Raw genomic sequence first — 22,556 nt, forward strand, 5'->3', positions numbered from 1 at the left:
CACGAAGCCTTGAGCATCCGGTCGCTCGTCACGCGGCAGCCAGCCGCCGGAACGGGACACGCACTCATCTAGACACGGCGAGTGCGGCGACAAACCGGATCCAGGACATCAACGATTACAACCTCGACGTCAGCGTGCGGTTCCGGATGCGCGACGCCGTAGCGACCAAGGAGGGCTACCGCCTCCCACTCGGCGCCTTCGAGCTGGTCGATATGCGAAGCGAGAACAGGAAGGCCCAGGACGGCGACCTCCCGGCTGTCGGCTCCATCGTTCTCAGCCGCGCGCGGAAACGCCCGATCGACTTCTGAGATCACCGCGCCGGACTCCCCGCACGACGACTGAAACCCGCTCCGCCGTCCCGCCACGCACACCCCGCCTCGCACACGCGACGCGGGTTTTTTGTTGCCCAGAAACAGAAAGCCGCTCGGGCAATGGGCATGGCGGGGCGGTGGAGAAGACCCCGGGGCCGTCGCGCACCGGGCGGCGCGGGCGCACGCTGGCCGACTCCGGCGTCCGCGTCAAACCGCGCGAGGACGGCCCGCTGCCACCCCTCCCTCCGGTCGGGCAGCGGCCCGTCCTCGCCGACGCGGTTTGACCCGGCCACCTCCGCCGGCCGGGCGAACAAGCGCCCCGCCCGGAGCGCAACACCTCCGGATTCCGCACGGGCGCAGCCAGTTCACGACGGAGGGAAACCCCATGAACGAGCACGGCCATCCCGACCGCGTCGACCAGATCGTCGACCAGATCAACGCCCTCACCGAGGACGCGGCCAGCTGGAACGCGACCGGCGAGCACACCCACCCCTGGTGGGCCACGCCCGCTCCCGGCTCCATGACCGCGGTCGAGCTGACCATGACCGACTCCGGTCCGATCGAGATCAGCGAGACCAACCCCCGCCCGGCGATCGACGACCGCGTCGGCGACCCGTTCGTCGACCGGATCACCCACCTGTACCGGGTGGCGTTCTGGGTCGGCGGCAACAGCGTCGCCCGCCACCCGATCAACGTCGGGGCGACCAGGTTCCTGCACCACCTGCTCGCCGACGTCCGCGACGGCAACTACGTCGCCAGCGATCGCGAGCGCGACCACGCCCGCGCGCTGCTCGACAGCGGAGACCTCCCGGTGATCCACGGCCCGAGCCTGGTCACCGGCATCGCGGACGACCACGAAACCCCGGCGCCGCTGAACGAGAACTTCCAGAGCTGGTACTCCGGCCTGCTCGACGAACTCGCCCAGCTGCGCAGGTCCCTCGCCCACGCCATCGCCCGCGAGGCCGGCATCCCGGTCGAGCGGCTGGGCGGCGTCGCCGTGGTCTCCCTCGGCTGAACCCGGCGGGTGTGCCCGGCCGGCCGGACCCGAACACGGGACCTGCCGGGCACACCCGCCCGCCCCGCGCCACGCCCACCCCAGCTCACAACCAGGGAGACGTCATGCCCGACACCGAACCCGCTGCCCAGCCGCCCCGCCCGGACCAGTTCCCGCCGGCGCCGCCGCGCCGCAACCCCATCGTGCAGGCCCTCGTCATCGTGGGCGTGTCCGCCGCGGTCACCGCCGTGGCGTTCGTGCTGGCCACCGCCCTCGCGCACCTCGGCCGCGCCGTCCAGCACGACATGCACGCCGCCATCGACCACGTCATCGACCACGTCGCCGACCGCTTCGCCGCCGCGCACTGCGGCCCGCCCACCGGGCGGTGACCGACGCGCGGCCGGGGACTGACCAGCCCCGGCCGCGCCCGACGAAACCGAGTGAACGGAGCACCCATGCCTCCAGCAACCACCCTCTCGGCGCGCGAACGCGCCGAATTCCGCCACCAGGCGGGCCTGCTGGCCGACCGCGCCTGGCTCGCGCTCGCCGCGCTCGCCGAAGCCGAGCCGGGCAACGTCGTGGCCGAGCAGCTGCTGGCCGCCGCCCACAGCGTGCAGCACCTGAGCCTGCGTAACCAGATCACCCTGCTGGTCCAGGCCGGTGAACAGCAGATCCCGCTGCGCGACGTCGACACCGAAGCCGGCTGGGCCCGCCGCGGCCGCGTCCCCGGCCAGACGAGCCTGCGGGTCGTGCGCCCGCACGACGACCTCGACCGCCCCGGCCGCACCCTGTTCCGGGTCTCCTACCGATGGGAGTTCGCCCAGACCCAACCGGCATCCGGCGACGTCCCGCCGCAAACCGAGCCCGCGGCCGCCGGTGATCCCGCCGAGTTCGCCGGGAACCTGATCGACCAGCTCGGCAAGCACGGCTACCGCGTCACCCCCGGCACGGCCACCACGATCGACCACCCGGCACAGCTGATCACCATCGCCGAGGCGACCTGGCACGGCGACCCGGCGGCCGCGGTGCGCGTGCTCATCCCCGCCCTCGCGCACGCCCTGATCACCGGGGCGGCCCCCGCCCGGACCGCGGTGGGTGATCGCCGTGCGGGTTGAACGCGTCCTCGGCTACAACGGCGACGGCCGCGCCCTCGAGGCGCTGTTCCTCGACGGCGTCGAAACACGGCAGGTCACCTGCTACGAACTCGACCCCGACGACCGGATGCTCCGCCGCGGCCGCACCACCGAATGGCTGGCGCGCCAGCACGCCATCGCGGCCGGCGCCTCCCCCGCCGCGGCGGAACTGATCCGCAGCTGGGCGGAGCAGACCGCCGAACACGGCGCCGTCGACGACCTCGACGACGAACTGGCCGACGACGTCCTCGACGGCGAAGTCGTCGCCGTCGATCTCGACCAGCTGCCCGGCGAGCAGCAGTAGCAGGGCGAACGAGACGCCCGCGCCGTCCCGCCCGGCGGGGCGCTCGCACGGTGCGCCCGCGCCGGGCCGGGGTCAAGCCGGGAAAAGCACCCGGCTTGACCCCTTTCCCCGGACGCCGGCGCCACCCGAGCGCGCCCCGCCGAACGGGGCCGGCACCCACCCGGCGACCACAAACCAGGTTCATCCACGGGCCCGATGGCCGCCGTGCCGATCGCTCTTTCCCTTGTCCAGAAAGGCTTTCGCATGTCTGCATGGATCGTGGCCAGCGGCCACATCGACGTCCTCGTGCACGCGCTGGCGCAATACGAGGTCGTCGCCCCTGACCTCGGCGCCGAGGGGTTCCGAGAGCTGGGCCAGAAGCTGTGGCAGGAGAACCACACGTCGGTCAACTACCGCTACGACGAGAACACTCCCACGCCGCGCTACCAGCTGCGCACCACCGAAGCGACCCTCGACCCGGTCGTGGTGCTCAAGGCACTGCGGTGCTTCGACTACCAGTCCTGCGAGCACCCAGGCTGGACCGACAGCGACGCGAACAAGCTCATGGAAGCGCTGCACGCCGCGATCCTCGACCGGCACCCCGACCTCGGCGAGCGAGTGAACGGGCCATTCGGCCAAACCCACCGCTACACCACCCTGCCCGCCTGGGACAGCGCCCCCTGGGGCATCGACGTGCTCGAAGACGTCGTCCCCGTTCCCGCCTGACGCGCACGCGGGCCGCCGACCCCCGGCGGCCCGCGTCGCCCGCGGCGACACCTTCGCCAGCCGCGCCGCCGACGCCAGCCGCTGCACCGTCGGGCCGCGGCGTCCGCCGTCGCGGTGGTGCATCGTCCACCCGCTCACGAACGGATCGCCATGACCGTCCTGCATCCAGACCTGTCCATCGACACGACCGCCAACCAGGACCCGCCGACCGACGCCGGCCTGACCGGCCGCGGCTACATCACCACCACCGTCAGGCAGCTGCGCGAGCGGTTCGGCTCGTCCCACTACGGCCTCGCCCCGGACCTCGACAGCGAGTTCTGGGTCCTGGAGACCCCGGCCGGGCCCGCGCACCTGTGGGCCGGCACCGCGCCCTCCGACCCCGACGACGAACGCGACGTCCAACGCCGGTGGCTGATCCTCGCCGCCACCGACGACGTGCTCCCTTGGGTGTACGCCGCCGTTCACGGCTCGACCGCCGCGTTCCCCACCGGCGCGCTGCCGCACTTCACCGAGGCCACGCTGCACGGCTTCGGCCACGCCTACCTCGGCTACCTCTATCAGCGGATGAACGCCGAAACCCAGCGGCGCGACCAACTCGACCGGAGCGCGCCGGACTTCCGCACGCACCTGCACCGGCCCCGGCAGATCAACGGGATGCTGATCCAGCTCGCCGAGGTCCTGCACCACTACGAATGGGCCCGCGCCAGCGAGACCGAACGCGCCGAGTGGTCGCGGATGCAACGCCCGGCGCCCAGCGAGGGGCTGCGGTACTGGAAGGCCCGCAGCCGCTGGCTGTACGGCCCGCCGTACAGCGAGTTCCTGGCGCACCGCGGCAACCCGGACCTGCCCGGGATGCTGCGCGCCCTGGCCGACACCGCGCGCGAGCACCGGCCCCTGCTGCGGGAGAAGGTGCCGGTGCTGGATTTCGCCCTGCACGCCGAGCACGAGCAGACGCTGCGCGCCCTGGCTGACATCCCGATCCCCGGGCTGGACGCCCTCCAGTTCTCCCGCGGCTGAGATCAGCTACCCGACCGGCGACCACGGGTGCTTCCGGGCAGGCGGACGAGACGGCCGCGCCGTCCCGCCCGGCGGGGCGCTCGCACGGTGCGCCCGCGCCGGGCCGGGGTCAAGCCGGGAAAAGCACCCGGCTTGACCCCTTTCCCCGGACGCCGGCGCCACCCGAGCGCGCCCCACCGAACGGGGCCGGCACCACCGGTGACCAGGAAGCAGGAGATCCCTCGAGGAAATCCCGAACGGCACCGGCTCGTCGCATCGCGCCCTGCACCTCGCGCACGAACGGGACCGACCACCCCGCTCGCGCGCTCGAAACCGAGCCAGAAGGGGGTTCCGCCGTGGCCAAGCTGACCTACGAGCAGGAGCACCGGCACGCCCAGGCGTGCCAGCTGATCGACCTGGACCGCGCCCTGACCGAGGAGGAACGCGCGTTCGTCCTGGACCACTGGCGGGCCTCCTCCACCGCCCGTTCGGCCTCGGACCGGGCGCACTTCACCCCGGCCGGGCTGGCCCGGGACCTGTCCATTCACGTCGGCGGGGACCGGATCGTCGACCTGGCCGCCGGCATCGGGCGCCTGGCGTTCCACTGCCGCGACCTGTGGGCCCGCTGGCCGCACGCCGGCCCGGAGCTCGTCTGCGTCGAGCGCAACCCCGAGTACGTGCGCGTCGGCCGCCGGGTCATGCCCGACGCACGCTGGATCTGCGCGGACATCATGACCATCCCGGCCCTGCGCGAGGACATCGGCGAGTTCGACTGCGCGGTCTCGAACCCGCCCTACGGCGCCATCCCGCGCGCCGTGACCGAAACCAGCGGCTACCGCGGCCGCAAGTTCGAGTACCACGCCATCGCCCTGGCCGCGATGATCGCCCGCCGCGGCGTGTTCCTCATCCCACAGACGTCCGCCCCGTTCCGCTACTCCGGCGTGCCCCGCTACGAGGCCGGAACCGGCGACGCCGAATACCGCAAATTCGCCGCCGCGACCGGCATCGAGCTGGAAGCCAGCTGCGGCATCGACACCACCCAGTACCGCGACGACTGGCACGACGTCGACCCGCTGGTGGAGATCGTCCGCGCCGACTTCACCGAGTGCGCACCGGCCGCCGTGCCGGCTGCCCGCCGCGGCGAGGCACGCCCCGCCGCGCTCCCAGCACTGCCCGACGGCGAGGACCGGGCCGGGCAACTCGCCCTGCTGGCCCTGTAGCCAGCCACTTTCCGCGCCTCACCCATGTCCCCGCGCGGGCGGGACCGACCACCCCGCCCGCGCGGCATCACCGAAACCGAGTGGAAGGAACACCAGCAGCATGTCGCACTTCACCGTCACCGTCGCGGTGTCCGGCGCCGACGCCGACGAGGCCGAGGCGAACATCAAGACCCTGCTCGCCCCCTTCGACGAGAACCTGGAGGTCGCGCAGCGCACCGAGGACGGCGAGACCTGGTGGTACAACCCGAAGGCCAAGTGGGACTGGTACCAGATCGGCGGCCGCTGGTCCGGTGAGCTGCGCCTGCGTGCGGGCGCGTCCCGCGAGGACTTCGCAGACGGCGAGCGCTCCTGGGCCAACGAGGACCAGCTGGCCACCCCCGGAACCTGCGATCTCGCCCGGATCAGGGCCCTGGACCTCGCGGGGATGCGGGACGAGGCGGCCACCAAGGCCGTCCACGACTGGAACGAGTACGCCGCCGTCGTGCACGGCACCCCGCAGCACCTGCTGTGGGAGACGTTCGTCGACCGCGTCAAGGCCGCCGAGAAGTCCGCGCCCCGGCCCAAGCACGAGCTGGAGAAGGAGGCCCTGGACGCGGTGCTGGCCGACCTCGGCCTGGCCGACATCGACGCCGCCGACGCGCTGAAGAAGTCCGACCCGAACGCGCACCGCCACTTCCTCGACCGGTCCCGCAAGGAACTGGAGGCGGTCGACGCCGCCTGGCAGGCCAGCACCTACACCATCGAGCAGGCCCGCGCCGACTACGCCGCGCAGCCCCGCATCGCCGCGCTGCGTGCCCACGAGGGCTACAAGGGCTATTTCTTCGACGGGCCGGAGGACATCTTCGACCACCTCGACCGCGACGAGTACGTCGCGCTCCAGCGGGCCCAGGCCGTCCCCGGATTCGCCACCCTCACCCACGAGGGCCAGTGGATCGAGAAGGGCCGCATGGGCTGGTTCGCCATGTCCGACAAGACCCCCGAGTCGATCAACGCCTACCTCGAGCAGGCCAACACCTACCTCGACGGCCTGCCCGAGGACCTGTGGCTGGCCGTCGTCGACTGCCACATCTGACCCGCCAGCCCGGCCGGCGCCGCCCCGAACCCCCGCGGCGCCGGCCGGGTGGCGTCGTCGACCCCGCGCGGGCCCGGCCGACCACCGGGCCCGCGCGGTCACCCGAAACCGAGCATCACGAAGGAGACCCGTGTCCACCCGATCCCTCGTCGGCGTCCTGGACGACGACGGCCGCACCTACCGCGCCCGCTACTGCCACAACGACGGCTACCCGACCCACCAGCTTCCCGCCCTCGGCGAGGCACTGCACGAGCACCACGACAGCGACCTCGCCCGGCTCGCCGCCGCGCTCCTGGAGCACGACTGGTCCTCCATCGCCGCGAGCGAAGCCGCCGCGGAGGCCGCCGACGGCGGTACCCGCAGCCCCTACCGGCCCGATCATGTCCAGCCCACCGCCGGCGTCGGCTACCACTACACCGACCACCAGGACCCCGAGCCCGGCACCGGCACCCTCGACGAGGAAGACGCCGGCGGCGGGATCGAGTGGCTGTACCTCGTGGCTGGCGACCAGGTCCGCGCCTACTACCCCGTCGACGGGGCCTGGGAGCACTTCGGCGACTTCAGCGCCATCGACCTCAAGGGCCTCGAGCAGGCCGACCTGAGCGCTCGTGAGGAAGCCGCTTATGCCCGGCGCTACTGATCCGGAGCAGCGCGACGACCGCCGCTACACGGTGTTCTTCCGCTTCCCCGATCTGAAGCGCGCGCTGCGTGCCACCCCGAACGGCGGCACCACCAACCGCAAGGTCCACGCCGCGATCCTCACCCGCGCCGAGGCCGAACGCGTCGTCGAGCTGTCCCGTCCCTACCTCGACGAACACCACCCCGGCACCCGGATGTGGATCGCGCCCTTCTGACCTGCGCGTCATCCCCGTTTCCCGCCTCACCGGAGCGCGGGTCGCACGGCCGAACCACGGTCGGGCGGCCCGCGCTCCGCCCTGCGCAGCACCCGAAGGGAGCTGACGTGCATGCCCCTGCTGGACGAGGCGACCGGACCAGCCCGGCTCGCGACCACGCCCGACGTCGCCGGCAACTGGTCGGTGACCATCGACCCGCCGCACCCCGACGAGGACAACGAAGGACGCATCGCGCTGGCCGCCAACGGCCGCGAGGTCGGCTTCGTGCTGTTCCTCGACTGCCCGGACGCGACCGTGTGGATCGACACCATCCACGTCGCGCACCAGCTGCGCGGCAACGGCATCGGCAACCGGCTGCTGGCCCTGGTGCTCGCCCTGAACCCCGGCCGCCGACTCGGCCTGGCCGCGCCCACCGCGACCTTGGCCGCCTGGTACGCCCGCTCCGGCTTCGTCCCCTCCGGGCCCGACGGCGTGATGCACCGCGCCGCGACCCCGTGACCTTTCCCCCGCGCTCGCCACGGCGCCCACCACGGCTGACCACGCGCGCCGATGTGGCCCGGCCGGCCAGCCCCGGAACGGGACCGGCCGGGCCACCCTGCCGCCCGCATCCACCACCCCGCTCACGACCAGGGAGACGTCATGCTCGAAGCAGCCTCCGATCCGCCGACATCGGCGGACTCGGACACGATCGGCCGCTACCAGCGGTTCCGCCGCGACGGCCTGCCCGCCGCGCACGCCTACCGCTGCGCCACCGCCGCCGCGGCCAACACCCTGCGCTACCGCACCGGGCCCCGCGAGGCGATCACCCTCCTGCTCGACGACCGACCCGAGCTGGCCGGGTTCGCCGCCACCGCCGTCGCCGACTACGACGAGGACCCCGACCTGTTCGGGCTCGGCGAGTTCAGCGACACCCGCACCGCCGACACCGTCGCGGTCTACCTCTCCGCCGAGAACCGCTACGAGTACTTCCGGCCCAGCTACACCCTCGCCCAGCGCCGCACCGACCTCGCCCGCCGCGGCTTCGCCCGCGGCCCGGCGCACGAGCTCGCGCTGCGCCAGGTCCACGAGGACGCCCGTCTGGCCCGACAGCTTCAGGCCCGCTACGTCCGCGTCGAGATCCGCAAGGCCGGCGTGCTGCTCGGCGACGCCGGGATCGGCACCACCTTCCATCCCGACGAGGACCCTGACACCGCGATGGCCGAGGTCATCGACGAGTACGGCCTGCTCGACGAGGCGATCGCGCAGGCCCGCGCCGCCCTGCCACCGCTGATCGCCGCGCTGGCCGCCTGAAAACCGCGCCGCACCCCACGGGCACTGACCAGGCCCCGCCGTGCGGCATCACTGAAACCGAGTGGAGAAACGCCATGCCCATCGACACCACCGCCCCGGTTCTGCCCGCCCGCGCCGTCGTGCTCACCGACCCCGACACCGGCGAGGAACTGTCCACTGTCACCGCCACCGTCGTCAGCGTCGAGCACCGGGAGGAGAACGGCATCTACGGCCCGATGGTCGGCCTCGACGCCCGGCTGCACGTCCTGTTCAGCGACGACACCCAGCCGCACAGCTACTTCCTGTCCCGGCTGCTCGAGGAGGAGTACTGGGTGCAGGACGCCCACTTCGGGCCCACCAGCTTCCCGCACTTCAGCCACGGGTTCGGCGCCCGCTACCTGAAACTGCGCGGCATCCACCCCGCGCTGGAGGCCCTGCTCGACGAAGCCGCCCGCACCCGCGGCCTGGCCACCGCCATCGGCCCGGACATCCCGCTGACGCTGGCCGCCAGCTCGGACGAGCCCAGCGACCACGCCTGATCCGAGCCTGATCCGACGGAGCGGGCCACGCCGCGCCGGGGCTGACCACCCCGGGGCCGCCGCGGCCCGCTCCCGCCCGAAACCGAGCGGAGAAACCCCCGATGACCAGCGACAACACGACCCCATCCCATCCGGAACGAGATCCCGGCACCCCGATCTACGACGAACTCGCCGGCACCCACTCCACCGAGGAGGACACCGCGCCGCCCGCCGCGGCCGCCGATGAAACCGCGGTCCCGGTGCCCGAGCCGCGCCCCGCCGGCGACCTCGTGCCGCCCGTCACGGTCCTGGACCTGTTCGGCCGGATGAAGGACCTCGAGGAGGGCGACGGCAGCTGGAACGGCGGCGACGTCGTCGAGGCGCTGTGCGAGTGGTTCGCCGAGTTCGGCATCGACGTCGACGCCGACGAGGTCGCCGCCGCCGCGTCACTGCGCCTGCCGGCGTGGCTGGCCCGCACGCTCACCGCCCCGCCGCCGGCCGAGTCCGGCCTCGTCATCCACGTGCGCACCGACCGCGACCGGCCCCTGGATGCCACCCGCGCCTACCTGGCCGCGCTGGTCTGGGGCCTGGGCGAGGACACCAGCGCCTCGGTGTTCGACCTCGCCGGCGACCAGATCGCCCACATCGTCCACCCCGCCGCCGAGCACTAAACCCCGCGATCCCGCGGCCCGCCAGCGCCTCCCGCGCGCCGGCGGGCCGCTTCGTGCTGCCCGAAGGAGGCCGCCATGCCCCTGACCACCGTCCCCGACCCCCGGCTGGACATCGACCCGGCCCAGGTCGGCGCCGCCGTCGGCATCACCGCCGCCACCGGCGCCGGCTACCGGTTCACCGACGCCTACGGCGTCACCTACACCGGCACGCCCGCCCACGTGGCGCTCTCCGCGCTGGCCCGCCGCGACCGCACCGGCGACATCTACCCCGACCAGCCCGCCGTCGCGCCCGGCATCCGCGCCACCGCCGCCACCCTGATCGACTGGTTCACCAGCCCGCACACCGACCCGCAGCACGCGGCCGAATTCGCCGCGCTGCCACCGATGCGGGTGTGCGAGCTGGTGGTCTACCTGTGCCTGCACGGCGACGCCGACGCGCTGTCCAAAGTGGGCCCCGAGTCGCTGCGCTACTACACCGGGCACCTGCTGCACGACCCGGTGCCCAGCGCCGCGCACCCGCTGCCGCGGCTGATCGACCAGCCCTACCGGTCCCTGGCCGGCACCGACACTCAGCGGACCCGGCTCCAGGTCACCGCCACCGCCCGCGGCGGCGCCGACGACGTCGCCGTGCCGATGGAGATCGAAGCCACCGAGGACATCTACTGGGAGCTCACCGTCGCGGTCCCGGTGCCCGTCGACGAGCTCAACGAGCTGCTGATGGACCCGGACTACTTCGCCGGGGACTACCTCGCCGAGAACCGCGAGCTGATCGACGACCACCTCGTCTACGCCGACAGCCAGACCCAGCAGGGCATCGACGTCACCGGCCGGCTGGCCCACCCCCGCGACCTCGCGCTCGCCGAACCCCTCGACCGGGACCCGGAACCCGCCCCGGTCGAGGTCGACCTGTTCTTCGCCGGACCCGATCGCGACGCCGCCCTGGCCACGGCGCCGTTCGGCAGCCGCGGCCTCGCCGAGCAGTTCGCCGCCCCCGGAGACCTGATCTTCACCGTCGGCATCGAGGTCGCCGCCGGCGCCGTGCACGCCCTGACCTGACTCGCGCCCACACCCCCGCCGCCCTCGGCTCCCCGTTCCCGGGAGCCGGGGGCGGCGGCGTTTCCCCTGCCCGCCGAACCTCAAGGAGGCTTCCGTGCCCACCCTCGCCGTCCTCGTCGCCACCACCCGCACCCAGGGTGACCGCGGCAACGACTTCATCGCCTGCGCCCCAGGCGAGCTGGTCGACATCACCTCGTCCTGCGACCGCGACCGCGGCAACCCCGACGGCGGCTGCGGCTGCTGCCGCGCGTTCTCCGGCCTGGACTCCCGCCTCGCCACCACCACCGCCGAAGTCGTGCAGCGCGAGATGAGCTTCCCCGACTACGTCGCCGCCCACCACGCCAGCCTGCTGCACGCCGGCCTGCCCGACGACGACACGGTGCGCGGCTGGGCCGACGAGGCCGCCCGGGACATGGCCCGCATCGCCGCGGCCTTCCCCGTCGGCACCGTCGTCGAACGCCGCGGCGACCAGATCGTGGAACGACCGCACGTCACCGCCGTGGCGACGGCGCGCTGATCGCCGCCGGTCTCGGCGGGGCGCTCGCACGGTGCGCCGGCACCGGGCCGGGGTCAAGCCGGAAAAGCGCCGGCTTGACCCCTTTCCCCGGCACCGGCGCCACCCGAGCGCGCCCCACCGAGACCGGACAGCGCAACTGTCCACAAGAGACAGACCAGCTCGTGTGGATGGCAGAAACCGAGTGGAGGAAACACAACCATGTCCTACGCCAGCACCCTCACCGCCGAGCCCCGCTCGCTGCTCACCCCGGCCGACCCGACCCGCCGCAGCGCCTGGGCCCGGCTGGGCACCTCCGTCGCCGCGACCGGAAGCGCCCACGAGGCGCTGGTCACCGCGGGCCTGGCCGGGTGGAAGATCCGCAAGGTCCCCATGACCGGCACCGAGATCACCTCCGACGGCGTCACCACGATCGACAACCCCGACAAGGTGATGCTCGTCTACACCGACCCCGATACCCGCGCCACCCGCTACCTCTCGACGGTCGGCAAGGGCTACGGCGTCCACCAGAACGAGGCCGGCGCCGCCGTCATCGACACCCTCGTCGCCGAGTCCGGCGCCCGCGGCACCGGCTACGCCGGCGCGATCGAGGGCGGCCGCAAGACGTTCGTCACCATCGAGCTGCCGACCACGATGTACGTCGACGGCGCCGACGCCCTCCAGCTGCACCTGGTGGTGTTCAACAGCCACGACGGCGAGACCGCGTTCCGGGTGATGATCGTGCCGTTCCGGCCCTTCTGCGCCAACCAGCAGAACGTCGCCATCCGCGACCACGTCTCCTGCGTGTCCATCCGGCACACCAGCAAGTCCGAGATCAACGTCGAGGAGATCCGCTCCAAGCTCGGCCTGCTGTTCAACTACAGCACCGCGTTCGAGGCCGAGGCACAGCGGCTGATCCGCACCGAGATGTCGAACACCGAGTTCGACAACCTGATCCGCGAGGTGTGGCCGATCAAGGACGGCGCCTCCGCGCGCACGCTCAACAACGCCCGCCGCCGCAACGGCGCGCTCACCCGCCTGTGGACCTCCGCGCAGACCCAGGCGCGCATCCGCGGCACCCGCTGGGCCGCGTTCCAGGCCGTCACCGAATACCTGGACCACCAGGCCCCGGCCAAGAACCTCGACGTCCGCGCGAACCGTGTCCTCGTCGGCGACGACCTGGCCAAGCGCAAGCAGTCCGCCTACGACCTGCTCGTCGGCTGACCGCGGCACCGGAAGGCGGCCGGTGGGTTGTGCCCGCGAAGGGACACGCGCCCTGACCAAGGGGCACCCACCGGCCGAGGCGGGCCGGCCGGGGAAACCGAGCGGAATACCCGACCACCGGCCCGACGCCCACCAGCGTAGCGGCCCCGTCCGCAGCCGTCGCGCTCGAAGACCGCGCAGCGCGAGAGGCCCCGATCGGCGAGCCCGTCGACGCATCGGGCAGGACCCGGGCCAGCTGCGACCGGGTCCGGTTCCTGTGCCGATCCACCGATGCGAAGGAGAAAAGCCTTGCCGTGCACCGAATTGGTCCGCGCCGCCGCCTGGCCTCGGGAGGGGACGTGCGCGTGACCCGGCTTCTGCGTCCTCGTCGTGCTCGTAAACCACGCCCGCCCGCGTGCGCGGCCACCGCGGTCGTGCACCTGCCCGGCCACTACACCCGGCACGCCGGAGCGTGGCGGCCCGGCGCACCGTTCGTCGAGCTGAGCTTGTCCCGCGTGTGGGCCCGGCGCGAGCCCGGCGGCCTGCTGCGCGTCCTCACCGTCGACGACCCCGGCGGCAACGTCGCCGCGCTGGTCTGCGGCGACCTGCCGGTACCGCAGGCACTCGGGCTGCACCGCAGCCCGGATGCGGCACGGCGGCTGCGCGAGCTTGCCCTGCCGGGCAGCCTGACCGAGAAGCCGCTGCGGTACCCGCACCGAGCGGTCATCTATCGCCGCTGGTGCAACGCCGTGCAGCAGATCGCCGACTGCAACGCCCGACTCGCCGACCTGCCGCGCCGCACCTGGGACAGCATCGACCTCACTCGTGGCCGCGACGCCGGCTTCCAGCTGGTCGTGCGGGTGACCGCACGGCGCGAATCCCAGATCGACCAGATCTCCACCGCGTTGCTGCGGCTCACCGCGTTCTACAACCCCGGTGCCTGCCTGCGACTGCACCCGGCCTCGGCCGGATTGGCGATCACCGATCCGATCCGCGCTGCCGCCCTGGATTCGCTGGGTCTCGACGACGTCGAGACCCCACCCGGCACCTGACCCGCGTTCCGCTCGCCGAACCCCTTGGAGGAGCCATGCCCATTCCCGCCGACGCCCAGTCCGCGCTCAGCGTCCTGCTCGAGCACGCCGACCAACACGAGGACCCGGTGATCCGCGAGGTCGCGCTGCGCGCCGGCCTGCTCCAGCAGTGCCGGTGCGGCTGGCACAACCCGGCCGCCGACGACCGGTGCAAGAGCTGCCGCACCCGCCTGCTGCCTGCGGCCGACCAGCAGACCGTTCCCGCGGTCGGCCTGATCGCGGTCCGCGACTACCTCACCGAGGCCCACGGCGACGCCGACGGCGACGCCCGGTTCGTCGCCGCCTGCCGCGCCGGGATCTGCGGCGGTCTCGCGTTCGACGTCGCCGACGACGTGCTCGCCGGCGCCCAGCAGTACAGCTACGGCAACTCCTGGCCGGTCATCGCCGAAGAGATCGTCGCCGGCGTCGAGGCCCGCGCCGCGGCCCACGGCGCCGCGCGGATCTCCCCGGCGCCCGCGTCCTGACCAACGCCTGCCCGGCCGCCGCGGGCCGACCACCCCGCGCGGCCGACCGAAACCGAGCGATGAGGAGCATCCGCATGTCCACCATCCCGGCCCCCGCGCCGGCGGAACTGACCGCGCCGGTCGGTGCCACCGTGCAGCTGCTGCACCGGTGGGACCGCCACCTCGACGACACCACCCTCTACCGCGACTACCCCGCCGCCCTGTCCGCGCTCGCGGCCGCCGTCCGCGCCGACTGGTCCGACATCACCCACCGAGCCGACGTCCCCGCCAGCCCCGCCGGGCTCAGCGACGCCGAGGTCGTGCTCGTGTACTACGCCGGAGACGGCGGCGCGGGCGGCCCCGACGCGCCCACCTGCGGCGAATCGTTCGACGCCGGGTTCGAGATCATCGAAGAAGTCGTCGCCGGTCCCGAGCCGGGCGAGGCGTCGCTGCGGCTGGGCACCTTCCGCGTCCTCGACGCCGACCCCGCCGACACCGACATCCCCGCGGTGACCTACTGCCTGGACGCCGCCGGGCTCACCGTCGCCGTCTTCGCCGGACCGGACGGCTACCCCACCGTGTCGATCACACCGGAGACCCACCTGAGCGGCATCCCGATCACGGTCCGCCTCGAAGACCCCTTCCGCCCCGGCGGATTCGAGAAGACCTACCGGGTGTCCTGACCTCCTCCCGCGCGCCCACGAGCACGGCGGCCGCCCCGAGAACAGCGGGGGCGGCCGCCGTGCTCGTTCACCGCGCCCTCATCAGCCCGAATCCGTTCTCGCGCAAGGGAGTTCTCATGTCCGGAAACGACCTCACCCCGTTCGACGGCGGTGTCACGGTGCCCGCGCCGCTGTCGCTTCGGCTGCGGCGCTGCCCGTTCAACAGCGTCCACAGCGTCATCGTCGTCGGCCCGCCCGGCGCGGTCGAGCTGCAAATCCGGCCCGCCCTGCTCGACACGTTCGGCGGCGGCATGTCGATCGAGTACCACTCCCGCCAGCCCATGCCCGGCGCCGAGAACCCGCTGCCCGGCTGCGAGTTCCTCGACGGGGCGACCTGCTACCACGACGGCACCGGCCTGGGCTCCGGGAACGAGTTCGAGCGCTGGCTCCGTGATCGCGACGGTCAGGCCATCGTCGACGAGCTGGTCCGCCGCCACCAGGCGAGCACCTGGACCCTCGACGGTCTCGACGACGATGACGCCGACGTCCCGCTGGTGCTCGACGCCCAGCCGGACACCGCCCGGCAGCTGTTCGTCGGGGAGGTGCCGCCGTGGGCCTGACCCCCGACCCGTTCCGGTACCGCCTGCGCCTGGTGCAGGTCGGCCTGGCCGGCAACGTCTCCGCGGCCGCCGTCCAGCTCGACGGCGCCTGCCGCGGCAACTGGACCATCACCAGCGACACCCCGCTGCCGGAGTTCCTGGCCCGGCCGAACTACGAGTTCGACCCCGACCTGCCGGTCGTCCGCGTCGACCTCGCCGACGACGACTACTTCACCCAGTTCCTCAGCGGCCCGTCCTGGGAGGCCAGCCTGCGCGCCGGCCACGTCCAGCCCCGGCTGGGCGAACCCCGCCGCTACGACGGCGAGCCATGGACGGCCATGCGCGGCTGGTGGCTGGCACCCGAGATCTACGCCGAGCTCGCACCCGGCGCCGGCGTCGTCATCGAACGCGCCGCCGACCACCTGCCCGGCGCCTGACCAACGCCGCCGCCCTCGACGCGGCGGGAGCGCGGCAGGCGCGGACTGACCACCCGCGCCTGCCGCCTCCTCGCGAAACCGAGCGGAAGGACTCTGCCCGTGACTCCCCGGAAAACCGCGCCGCCGGTCCTGAGCCCGCCACCAGAGGTGGACCTGCACGACTACGACCTGGTCCTCATCAACACCTCGGCGGGCAAGGACTCCCAGGCCATGCTGACCTTCCTGGTCGAGCTGGCCGACGCCCAGCACTACCCGCGCCACCACCTCCTGGCCGTGCACGCGGACCTCGGACGCGTCGAGTGGGCCGGCACCCGCGACCTCGCCCAGCGCCAGGCCGACCACTACGGCCTCCGCTTCGAGGCGGTCAGCCGGACCAAGGGCGACCTGCTCGACCAGATCGAAGCACGGCGGATGTTTCCCTCCGCGGCCGCGCGCTACTGCACCAGCGACCAGAAGACCTCCCAGGTCGCCAAGCTCATGACCCGCCAGGCCGCCGCCTTCCAGGAAAGCGGGAACGACCGCCCGATCCGCATCCTCAACTGCCTCGGCCTGCGCGCCGAGGAGTCACCGGCGCGGGCGAAGAAGGCCCCGCTCGGCCCGGACTCCGCCAGCAACAGCCGCCGGCAGGTGACGCGCTGGCTGCCGATCTTCGACTGGACCGAGGTCGAGGTCTGGCAGACCATCGCCCGCTCCGGCGTGCCGTACCACCCGGCCTACGCCGCGGGCATGCCCCGGCTGTCCTGCGTGTTCTGCGTGCTGGCCGGCCGCAAGGAGCTGGTCCTCGCCGCCAAGCTGAACCCCGGCCTGGCGCAGGAGTACGCGCGGCTCGAAGCCCGCATCGGGCACACGTTCAAAGCCGACCTGAGCATGGCCGAGATCGTCGCCGCGGCGGGCCGAACCGGTTGACCGCCGCACCTCGCACCGAAGGCGCGAGTCGCCCTCGGCTTGCCGAGCGATCAGCTTCGCTCCCTGCCGCATCACCCTCACCACGGCCCGGACCTGCATGGTCCGGGCCTTTCATGTTCCGCCCACCGTGTCAGGAGGATCTCCGATGGCAGCTGCCGGGCGCTGGACTGGAACCGGCGCGCACCGCACCCGCACCACCGCATGGACGACGGGTGAGCGATACAAGACGAAATCCAACGGCTCGTGCGGACGCTACGTGCCGATCACCGCCGCCAAGGCCGACTGCCTCTGCGGATGGAGTGTTTACGCCGACGACCGTCCCGAAGCCCAGGCGCGTGCTCGCACCCACCGCGCCACCGTGGCAGTCTCCACCGCCGACCTCGCCACCTTCGTCCGGCACATGAGCGAGCACCACCTGCCGCTGGAACTCTTCCCCGCCTTCCGCCGCCTCGACGCCACCGTCCGCGCCGGCGACAGCGAGCAGACGGAGGCACCACTGGTCGACCTCCGGCCGCTGCTGCGCGAAGCCAACATGCCGTTCGCATTCGCTGAACACCCCTGCATTCCCCGGCTGATCGCCGCCGTCGACGCCACGTCCGTGCCCTGGGAGCGGGTCGGCATGCTCGACTCGGTCCGCCGCTACTGCGAGTACGTCGCGGCAGCACACGGGCTCACCTGGGACGAGTGGATCGCCAGGGTCACCCCGCCCGCCGTCGACCAGTAGCTCGCGCCGGAACGCAGACACGGCGCCGATCCACGCGCTGGCACGAACTACGCGCATCTCGACCGACACATCGGACTCACGCCCGAACCGGCCTGGGCGCCATCGCGACATCACCGCCGCGGGCACCCGCGTGCCCGGCCTGCGGCCGTCGCCGCGCCAGCAGCCCCGCCGCAGTCACGCGGCCCCGCCCCGGCTTGGCCGGGGCGCTCATCCCCTGGTTCTCGCCGCACCCGATGCGGCGATCGCGGCGCGCGGACTGACCACCCGCGCCTGCCGCACCTCGCGAAACCGAGCGGAAGGACCCATCCGTGACCACCCTCCACCCCAAAGGCGCGCTTCAACGGCGCCAGTTCCTCGCCCGCCAGACCCTCGACATCGCCCAGGACCACCTGTACGAGGCGCTGCTGCACGACGTGGCCCGCATCGTCCGCGACGCCCTGCCCACGGCCACCCACCTCGTGCTCACGATCAACGACCAGCACCACTACGACCGGCCGCCCTACCGGGTGGGACTGCTCCGGATCGTCGGCCCCGAGGCCCCCGCCCTGTGGGCCCGGGACCAGGAACTCCAGGCACCCCTGGCCGACTACCGCACCGACGAAGGCGCCCCGTGGGCCAAGGTCGTCCCGCACATCGAGCAACTGCTCGCCACCGCCATCGGCACCGATCTCGGCGGTGACTGGTGGGAGCCCGAGAGGGAAGACGGCACCACCGTCTTCTGGTGCAAGCTGCCCACCGTCGACGACGTCGCCGCCATCCAGGCCAGGCAGCCGCGGAACCTGGTCGCCTACCTCGTCGAGGACGACCCGCGACCGTGGGGCGCGCTGTGGTTCGCCCGCCCGACCCCGCGCCCGACGATGGCCGTCGCCGGCGTCGCCATCACCGCCAGCCTCGCCGACGACAACGTGCTCACCGTCGAGATCAACCCGACGAAGACGCACCCGAAGATGATGCGGCCCGCCGGCCGCGGCACCGCAGTCCGCGTCCTGCTCGCCGACACCGCAGTGCCCGCCCCGCTCGACGCCGACGCCGACGGCGACGGCGAGCCGGAGGTCTGCGCCACCGAGGACTGCGACGACAGCTTGGAGGACGGCGAGGGCTGGAACGGGTTCTGCGGCAACTGCGCCGACCGCATCTACGCCGCCGAACACGACGACCAGGACGAGACCGTCCAGACGGGAACGCCTGCCGTCCGGCCGGGCACCGAGCTGGTCCTCGCGCGCTCCGCGCTTCCCGTTCCCGACACCGCGCAGCAGCGTGTCGCCCGCCCGGCACCCGCCCCGGACGTCCCGGTCACCGCGGCGAGCCAGCTGAAGAACCTGCTGGCTTGGTACCAGGGCGACGGCGAGATGCGCTACGGATACACCGTCGAAGACGACCGGCACGACAACGGCCGCCGCGCCGGATTCGCCGCACTCGCCGTCTTCGCCTACGCCCACCGCGTCGGCGCGATCAACGACGTCAACGACGAGGACCCGGAGACGGTGATCAGCGACCTGCTCGGCGACCTGCGGCACCTGGCCGACTCCCTCGGCCTGGACTTCGCCGAACTCGACCGCCGCGGCCGCGGCCACTACGAGCCCGAGCTGTACGGCGAGTTCTGACGCGGTGCCGGCGGGGTTCCCCGCGCGCCCCTCCGCCGGCGGTGGACCGCGACGACCCTGCACGACCAGTCACGTGGGGGCAAGCAAACCGCGCTTGCCCCCACGCGCCCGGCCGCGCCGACGGGCCGCGCTCCACCACCGGCGGAGCAGCACCCCAACGCGAGGAGTTGTGTCCAATGTGGAATGAAATTCTCGGTGCCCTCACCATCCTGGCCATGATCGTGGTCGGCGTGGTCCTGATCCCCGCGGCACCCAAGCTGGTCGACGCGATCTGCGACCGCATCCGCTACGGCGTCCAGACCCCGGTCGACGAGTTCGACGAGGACCCGGAGGAGGAGGCCGAAGCTCCGGCCGAGCCGGCCGCGAAGGCCCCGGCCAAGCCCGTCGCCGCAACTGCCGGCAAGACCGTGCCGGCCCCGAAGCCCGCCACGGCCCGGAACGCGGCGTGACCGCGCCCATCAGCAGCACGGTGCCCCCGGCCAGCCCCGAGGCCGTGTACCTGCGCCACGCCTACGACTTCCAGGACGCCGCGGCCGCGGCGATGCGCCGCGCCCGCCTGCTGCGGGTCGCCTACTGGGTGTCCGGCCCGTTCCCCGGCGCCACCGAGCTGATCGTCACCATGGACGAGTCCGACGGCGAGCTCGCCCTCACCGCGATCAAAGACCCCGAGGGCTACCGGTGGACCGCCGACGGCGTCGTGTCCACCTGCCTCGAGGAGTACCGCACCACCGACGGCGCCGGCGTCGCCCAGCTGGTCGGGTCCATCGTGTCGGAACTGGATTCCCTGGTCGGTGACAACGACCCCCGCCGGTTCTGGCTCCAGCTCGAGGACAACGTCTACCGGGTCGGCCTGCCCGCGGCCGCCGACCTCGGCCGGCTGGCCCCGATCCGCACCAGCCTGCCCGATGGAGTGACGCCCTCAGCCACGTCGAGGTACTGGGACGGCTGCGCACCCACCTCGACCGGTTGAGCACGAACGAAGCCGCCCGCCGCCGAGACCGCGCGGCCGGGGCCACCGCGGTCATCAGCGAGATCTCCACCGCCCTGCACGAACTGGAACAGGCGGCGCTCACCCAGCGGGGCCAGCTCCGGCTGGAGATCGTGGTCGACCGCGACCCCGACGCCGGGACCGAAGTCGCCGCCTTCCTCGACGGTGTCCCGCACCGCGCCGAGGTCACCGTCGTCGACCCCGGCGCCGGGCACCTGCTCACCGACTGGCGCGCCACCGGCCGCCACCACGCCGAAACGGCCGGCCCACACGCCGCCGCGCACATCCGCGACCGGTTCGCCGCCTACGAGGACAACGAGTTCATCTCCAGCTGAGCGCGCAGGTGCCGCGGCCGGCCACGCCCCGCCCTGACGGACGGGAGCGAGGCGTGGCCACCGCGGCACACCCGGCCGGAACCGACCACCCCGGCCAGCGACCAGCAGAAACCGAGCGAGAGGAGCCCAGGTGGGCTACGAGATGCACGTCCAGAACGCCCCCGACTTCGAGGAAACGACCCGCATCGAGCGCGGGTTCACCCTCGGCACGACCCGCTTGTGCCAGGCGATGATCGCGCTGGACATGGCCCACCCGAGCCCGGTCCCGGACTTCCCCGCCAGCGACCACCTCGACCGGCACGACTTCGACGGCGAGCAGCCGGCCACCGACCGCGCCCGCACCTACATGCAGGCCCTGGCCGACATCCAGGCCGACCACGGCACCCGCGGCGCCGCCCGGCTGCCCGGCATCCCCAGCCACAAGCTCACCAGCGGCGACGGCTGGCACGTCACCCCCGACGAATGCGCCGAAGCCCTGATCGCCTACGAGCTCGCCACCATCGCCGGCGCGCCGCATCCGGCCGCGTTCGCCGACGACGTCGTCCCGTTCCTGCGCACCGCCGCCTGCCACGGCGGCTTCCGCGTGCACTGACCGCCTTTCCCGCCTCCGCAGCCGCCGCTGCCCGACCACCCCGAGGGGAGGTAACCGCCATGTCCGCACCCGGGCAGCTGGTCTACGACCCGATCGACGTGTTCGTCGACGTGTTCAGCGACCCCGTTCTCGCCGCCGACATCGCCTTCGCGCTCGCTTGCCGCGAAGTGAACGTGCTGGTCGGGCTGCTGGAGTCCCACGGCAGATCCGACGCCGCCGTCCGCTGGCTGACCCACCACCTGGCCGACTGCGACGACCCGCCACGCCACCAGCACTGACCACCCGGCTCCAGCCCGACCGAAGGCCCGGACCGACATTCCCCCGCGCGAGAGTCGGTCCGGGCCTTCGCCCTTTCCTGCCTCGCCGCGCCGCGGACCGACCACCCGCGCCGCGCGGCCCGAAACCGAGCGAGGACCGCAATGAACGACTTCACCAAGACCGTGATCGAGTTCCTGATCAAGACCATCATCAAGGCCGCCCTGGCCGCCGGCGTCGCCTTCGTGCTCATGGGCATCGTGGCGCTGTTCGGCGAGCACATCGGCTGGTGGTCCGCCTACGCGATCTCGCTGATCGCGGTGTTCGGCGGCCTGCTGATCATCGACGACAACGACTGGCTGGAATAGCGCCCCCACGTCGCCCGCCTCCCGAAGCCCGGGGACTGGCGCACGGTACGTGGCCGGGCCGGCGGCCTCCAGCACACCCCGCTGGACCCCGCCGACCCGGCCACGTGAGCCACCTCCGCCCCGCGCACCGCGGGAGACCCGATCTCGGAGGTGGCTCGTGATGGACAGGATGTACCGGCGGGTGCTGATCACCGGCTCCCAGCTGTGGACCGACACCGGCGTCATCCGCGACGCGCTCGCCCAGGTGTGGCACCCGGACACGATCCTGATGTCCGGCGCCTGCAAGCGCGGCGCCGACCAGCTCTGCGAGGACTGCTGGACGCACTGGGGCGGCCGGGTCGACCGCTACCCCGCGCAGTGGGTGCAGGACGGCCAGTACCGCCGCGACGCCGGGTTCCGCCGGAACGAGGAGATGGTGCAGGCCGCCGTCGACCTCGGCGCCGAGCGTGCCCTGGCGTTCATCCTCGACGACTCCCCCGGCTCGACCCACACCGCCGGTCTTACCCGGCGCGCCGGGATCTGGACCACCGTTCACCGCGCCACCACCGGCCTCGCCGCGGGCGTGACCGCGTCGCCGGGCGTCGGGATGCCGGTGCGTCAGGGGCTGTGACCAGGGAGTGCGGCACCGTCCCGCCGTCTCGGTGGGCCGCCGCACTCTGCCCCGGCCACGCCCCGGGGTCAAGCCGCGGAAAAGCGCCGCGGCTTGACCCCGAACCGCGCCCGGCGCGATCCGAGTGCGCCCCACCGAGACGG

Annotated in this window: 34 protein-coding genes; all 34 read left to right on the forward strand. The window is 73.0% G+C overall.

The genetic code is table 11. The features are described from left to right. Positions 1 to 308: hypothetical protein (locus tag ACWEN0_RS42235; RefSeq protein WP_451986340.1), on the forward strand; the 308-nt coding region annotated here is incomplete at its 5' end. A 140-nt stretch (positions 309 to 448) separates the two neighbouring features. Beyond that, a complete protein-coding gene (locus tag ACWEN0_RS42240; protein WP_451986342.1) occupies positions 449 to 595 on the forward strand; it encodes a hypothetical protein in 147 nt (48 codons plus the stop codon). A gap of 101 nt (positions 596 to 696) precedes the next feature. Further along, positions 697 to 1,326: a hypothetical protein gene (locus tag ACWEN0_RS42245; RefSeq protein ID WP_451986344.1), complete on the forward strand. Its 630-nt coding sequence runs from the start codon at positions 697 to 699 to the stop codon at positions 1,324 to 1,326. Between the two features lie 104 nt (positions 1,327 to 1,430). Further along, positions 1,431 to 1,694 (forward strand): hypothetical protein, encoded by a 264-nt coding sequence (locus ACWEN0_RS42250; RefSeq protein WP_451986346.1) that lies wholly within the window; start codon positions 1,431 to 1,433, stop codon positions 1,692 to 1,694. A gap of 66 nt (positions 1,695 to 1,760) precedes the next feature. After that, positions 1,761 to 2,420: a hypothetical protein gene (locus tag ACWEN0_RS42255; RefSeq protein ID WP_451986348.1), complete on the forward strand. Its 660-nt coding sequence runs from the start codon at positions 1,761 to 1,763 to the stop codon at positions 2,418 to 2,420. Beyond that, on the forward strand, positions 2,410 to 2,742 hold the full coding sequence (locus ACWEN0_RS42260) for a hypothetical protein (protein WP_451986350.1): 333 nt from the start codon (positions 2,410 to 2,412) through the stop codon (positions 2,740 to 2,742). Before ACWEN0_RS42255 ends, ACWEN0_RS42260 begins: the two co-directional genes overlap by 11 nt. Positions 2,743 to 2,985: 243 nt before the next feature. Next, a complete protein-coding gene (locus ACWEN0_RS42265) occupies positions 2,986 to 3,447 on the forward strand; it encodes a hypothetical protein (RefSeq protein WP_451986352.1) in 462 nt (153 codons plus the stop codon). Between the two features lie 150 nt (positions 3,448 to 3,597). Continuing rightward, on the forward strand, positions 3,598 to 4,464 hold the full coding sequence (locus tag ACWEN0_RS42270; RefSeq protein WP_451986354.1) for a hypothetical protein: 867 nt from the start codon (positions 3,598 to 3,600) through the stop codon (positions 4,462 to 4,464). 335 nt (positions 4,465 to 4,799) lie between these two features. Next, complete coding sequence (locus ACWEN0_RS42275) at positions 4,800 to 5,663, forward strand: hypothetical protein (protein ID WP_451986356.1); 864 nt, start codon at positions 4,800 to 4,802, stop codon at positions 5,661 to 5,663. 100 nt (positions 5,664 to 5,763) lie between these two features. Beyond that, positions 5,764 to 6,735, forward strand: coding sequence for a hypothetical protein (locus ACWEN0_RS42280; RefSeq protein ID WP_451986358.1), 972 nt, complete (start codon positions 5,764 to 5,766; stop codon positions 6,733 to 6,735). 130 nt (positions 6,736 to 6,865) lie between these two features. After that, entirely contained in the window at positions 6,866 to 7,375 is a 510-nt protein-coding gene (locus ACWEN0_RS42285) for a hypothetical protein (protein ID WP_451986360.1), read from the forward strand. Further along, positions 7,359 to 7,589: a hypothetical protein gene (locus ACWEN0_RS42290; RefSeq protein WP_451986362.1), complete on the forward strand. Its 231-nt coding sequence runs from the start codon at positions 7,359 to 7,361 to the stop codon at positions 7,587 to 7,589. Before ACWEN0_RS42285 ends, ACWEN0_RS42290 begins: the two co-directional genes overlap by 17 nt. Before the next feature lie 111 nt (positions 7,590 to 7,700). Further along, positions 7,701 to 8,087 (forward strand): GNAT family N-acetyltransferase, encoded by a 387-nt coding sequence (locus ACWEN0_RS42295; RefSeq protein ID WP_451986364.1) that lies wholly within the window; start codon positions 7,701 to 7,703, stop codon positions 8,085 to 8,087. A 141-nt stretch (positions 8,088 to 8,228) separates the two neighbouring features. Further along, on the forward strand, positions 8,229 to 8,879 hold the full coding sequence (locus ACWEN0_RS42300; protein ID WP_451986366.1) for a hypothetical protein: 651 nt from the start codon (positions 8,229 to 8,231) through the stop codon (positions 8,877 to 8,879). Positions 8,880 to 8,953: 74 nt separating this feature from the next. Then, positions 8,954 to 9,397, forward strand: coding sequence for a hypothetical protein (locus tag ACWEN0_RS42305; protein WP_451986368.1), 444 nt, complete (start codon positions 8,954 to 8,956; stop codon positions 9,395 to 9,397). Positions 9,398 to 9,498: 101 nt separating this feature from the next. Beyond that, complete coding sequence (locus tag ACWEN0_RS42310; RefSeq protein WP_451986370.1) at positions 9,499 to 10,047, forward strand: hypothetical protein; 549 nt, start codon at positions 9,499 to 9,501, stop codon at positions 10,045 to 10,047. Positions 10,048 to 10,122: 75 nt separating this feature from the next. Further along, positions 10,123 to 11,103: a hypothetical protein gene (locus ACWEN0_RS42315; RefSeq protein ID WP_451986372.1), complete on the forward strand. Its 981-nt coding sequence runs from the start codon at positions 10,123 to 10,125 to the stop codon at positions 11,101 to 11,103. Positions 11,104 to 11,197: 94 nt separating this feature from the next. After that, on the forward strand, positions 11,198 to 11,620 hold the full coding sequence (locus tag ACWEN0_RS42320) for a DUF7715 family protein (protein WP_451986374.1): 423 nt from the start codon (positions 11,198 to 11,200) through the stop codon (positions 11,618 to 11,620). A 198-nt stretch (positions 11,621 to 11,818) separates the two neighbouring features. Continuing rightward, positions 11,819 to 12,820: a DUF932 domain-containing protein gene (locus ACWEN0_RS42325; protein ID WP_451986376.1), complete on the forward strand. Its 1,002-nt coding sequence runs from the start codon at positions 11,819 to 11,821 to the stop codon at positions 12,818 to 12,820. Between the two features lie 344 nt (positions 12,821 to 13,164). After that, a complete protein-coding gene (locus ACWEN0_RS42330) occupies positions 13,165 to 13,851 on the forward strand; it encodes a hypothetical protein (RefSeq protein WP_451986378.1) in 687 nt (228 codons plus the stop codon). Between the two features lie 35 nt (positions 13,852 to 13,886). Then, positions 13,887 to 14,354, forward strand: coding sequence for a hypothetical protein (locus ACWEN0_RS42335; protein ID WP_451986380.1), 468 nt, complete (start codon positions 13,887 to 13,889; stop codon positions 14,352 to 14,354). A 74-nt stretch (positions 14,355 to 14,428) separates the two neighbouring features. Further along, the gene (locus ACWEN0_RS42340) at positions 14,429 to 15,016 is read left to right on the forward strand and encodes a hypothetical protein (RefSeq protein ID WP_451986382.1); all 588 of its coding nucleotides are present in this window, start codon (positions 14,429 to 14,431) and stop codon (positions 15,014 to 15,016) included. 116 nt (positions 15,017 to 15,132) lie between these two features. After that, positions 15,133 to 15,615 carry a hypothetical protein gene (locus ACWEN0_RS42345; protein WP_451986384.1) on the forward strand — a complete coding sequence of 161 codons (483 nt, stop codon included), beginning with the start codon at positions 15,133 to 15,135 and terminating at the stop codon, positions 15,613 to 15,615. Then, on the forward strand, positions 15,606 to 16,031 hold the full coding sequence (locus tag ACWEN0_RS42350) for a hypothetical protein (protein ID WP_451986386.1): 426 nt from the start codon (positions 15,606 to 15,608) through the stop codon (positions 16,029 to 16,031). Before ACWEN0_RS42345 ends, ACWEN0_RS42350 begins: the two co-directional genes overlap by 10 nt. A 99-nt stretch (positions 16,032 to 16,130) precedes the next feature. Further along, the gene (locus ACWEN0_RS42355; protein ID WP_451986388.1) at positions 16,131 to 16,937 is read left to right on the forward strand and encodes a phosphoadenosine phosphosulfate reductase domain-containing protein; all 807 of its coding nucleotides are present in this window, start codon (positions 16,131 to 16,133) and stop codon (positions 16,935 to 16,937) included. Between the two features lie 145 nt (positions 16,938 to 17,082). Further along, on the forward strand, positions 17,083 to 17,661 hold the full coding sequence (locus ACWEN0_RS42360) for a hypothetical protein (protein WP_451986390.1): 579 nt from the start codon (positions 17,083 to 17,085) through the stop codon (positions 17,659 to 17,661). Positions 17,662 to 17,969: 308 nt separating this feature from the next. Next, on the forward strand, positions 17,970 to 19,265 hold the full coding sequence (locus ACWEN0_RS42365) for a hypothetical protein (protein ID WP_451986392.1): 1,296 nt from the start codon (positions 17,970 to 17,972) through the stop codon (positions 19,263 to 19,265). A gap of 176 nt (positions 19,266 to 19,441) precedes the next feature. Next, positions 19,442 to 19,714 (forward strand): hypothetical protein, encoded by a 273-nt coding sequence (locus ACWEN0_RS42370; RefSeq protein WP_451986394.1) that lies wholly within the window; start codon positions 19,442 to 19,444, stop codon positions 19,712 to 19,714. Continuing rightward, positions 19,711 to 20,235 carry a hypothetical protein gene (locus tag ACWEN0_RS42375; protein WP_451986396.1) on the forward strand — a complete coding sequence of 175 codons (525 nt, stop codon included), beginning with the start codon at positions 19,711 to 19,713 and terminating at the stop codon, positions 20,233 to 20,235. The genes ACWEN0_RS42370 and ACWEN0_RS42375 overlap by 4 nt, the downstream gene beginning before the upstream one ends. Then, positions 20,232 to 20,588 carry a hypothetical protein gene (locus tag ACWEN0_RS42380; RefSeq protein WP_451986398.1) on the forward strand — a complete coding sequence of 119 codons (357 nt, stop codon included), beginning with the start codon at positions 20,232 to 20,234 and terminating at the stop codon, positions 20,586 to 20,588. Before ACWEN0_RS42375 ends, ACWEN0_RS42380 begins: the two co-directional genes overlap by 4 nt. Before the next feature lie 130 nt (positions 20,589 to 20,718). Beyond that, a complete protein-coding gene (locus tag ACWEN0_RS42385) occupies positions 20,719 to 21,180 on the forward strand; it encodes a hypothetical protein (protein WP_451986400.1) in 462 nt (153 codons plus the stop codon). A gap of 59 nt (positions 21,181 to 21,239) precedes the next feature. After that, positions 21,240 to 21,458: a hypothetical protein gene (locus ACWEN0_RS42390; protein ID WP_451986402.1), complete on the forward strand. Its 219-nt coding sequence runs from the start codon at positions 21,240 to 21,242 to the stop codon at positions 21,456 to 21,458. Positions 21,459 to 21,599: 141 nt separating this feature from the next. Continuing rightward, positions 21,600 to 21,803, forward strand: coding sequence for a hypothetical protein (locus ACWEN0_RS42395; RefSeq protein ID WP_451986404.1), 204 nt, complete (start codon positions 21,600 to 21,602; stop codon positions 21,801 to 21,803). Positions 21,804 to 21,963: 160 nt separating this feature from the next. Beyond that, positions 21,964 to 22,413 (forward strand): SLOG family protein, encoded by a 450-nt coding sequence (locus ACWEN0_RS42400; protein WP_451986406.1) that lies wholly within the window; start codon positions 21,964 to 21,966, stop codon positions 22,411 to 22,413. The last annotated feature ends 143 nt before the right edge of the window (positions 22,414 to 22,556 follow it).

The organism is Amycolatopsis sp. NPDC004378 (genome assembly GCF_053602455.1).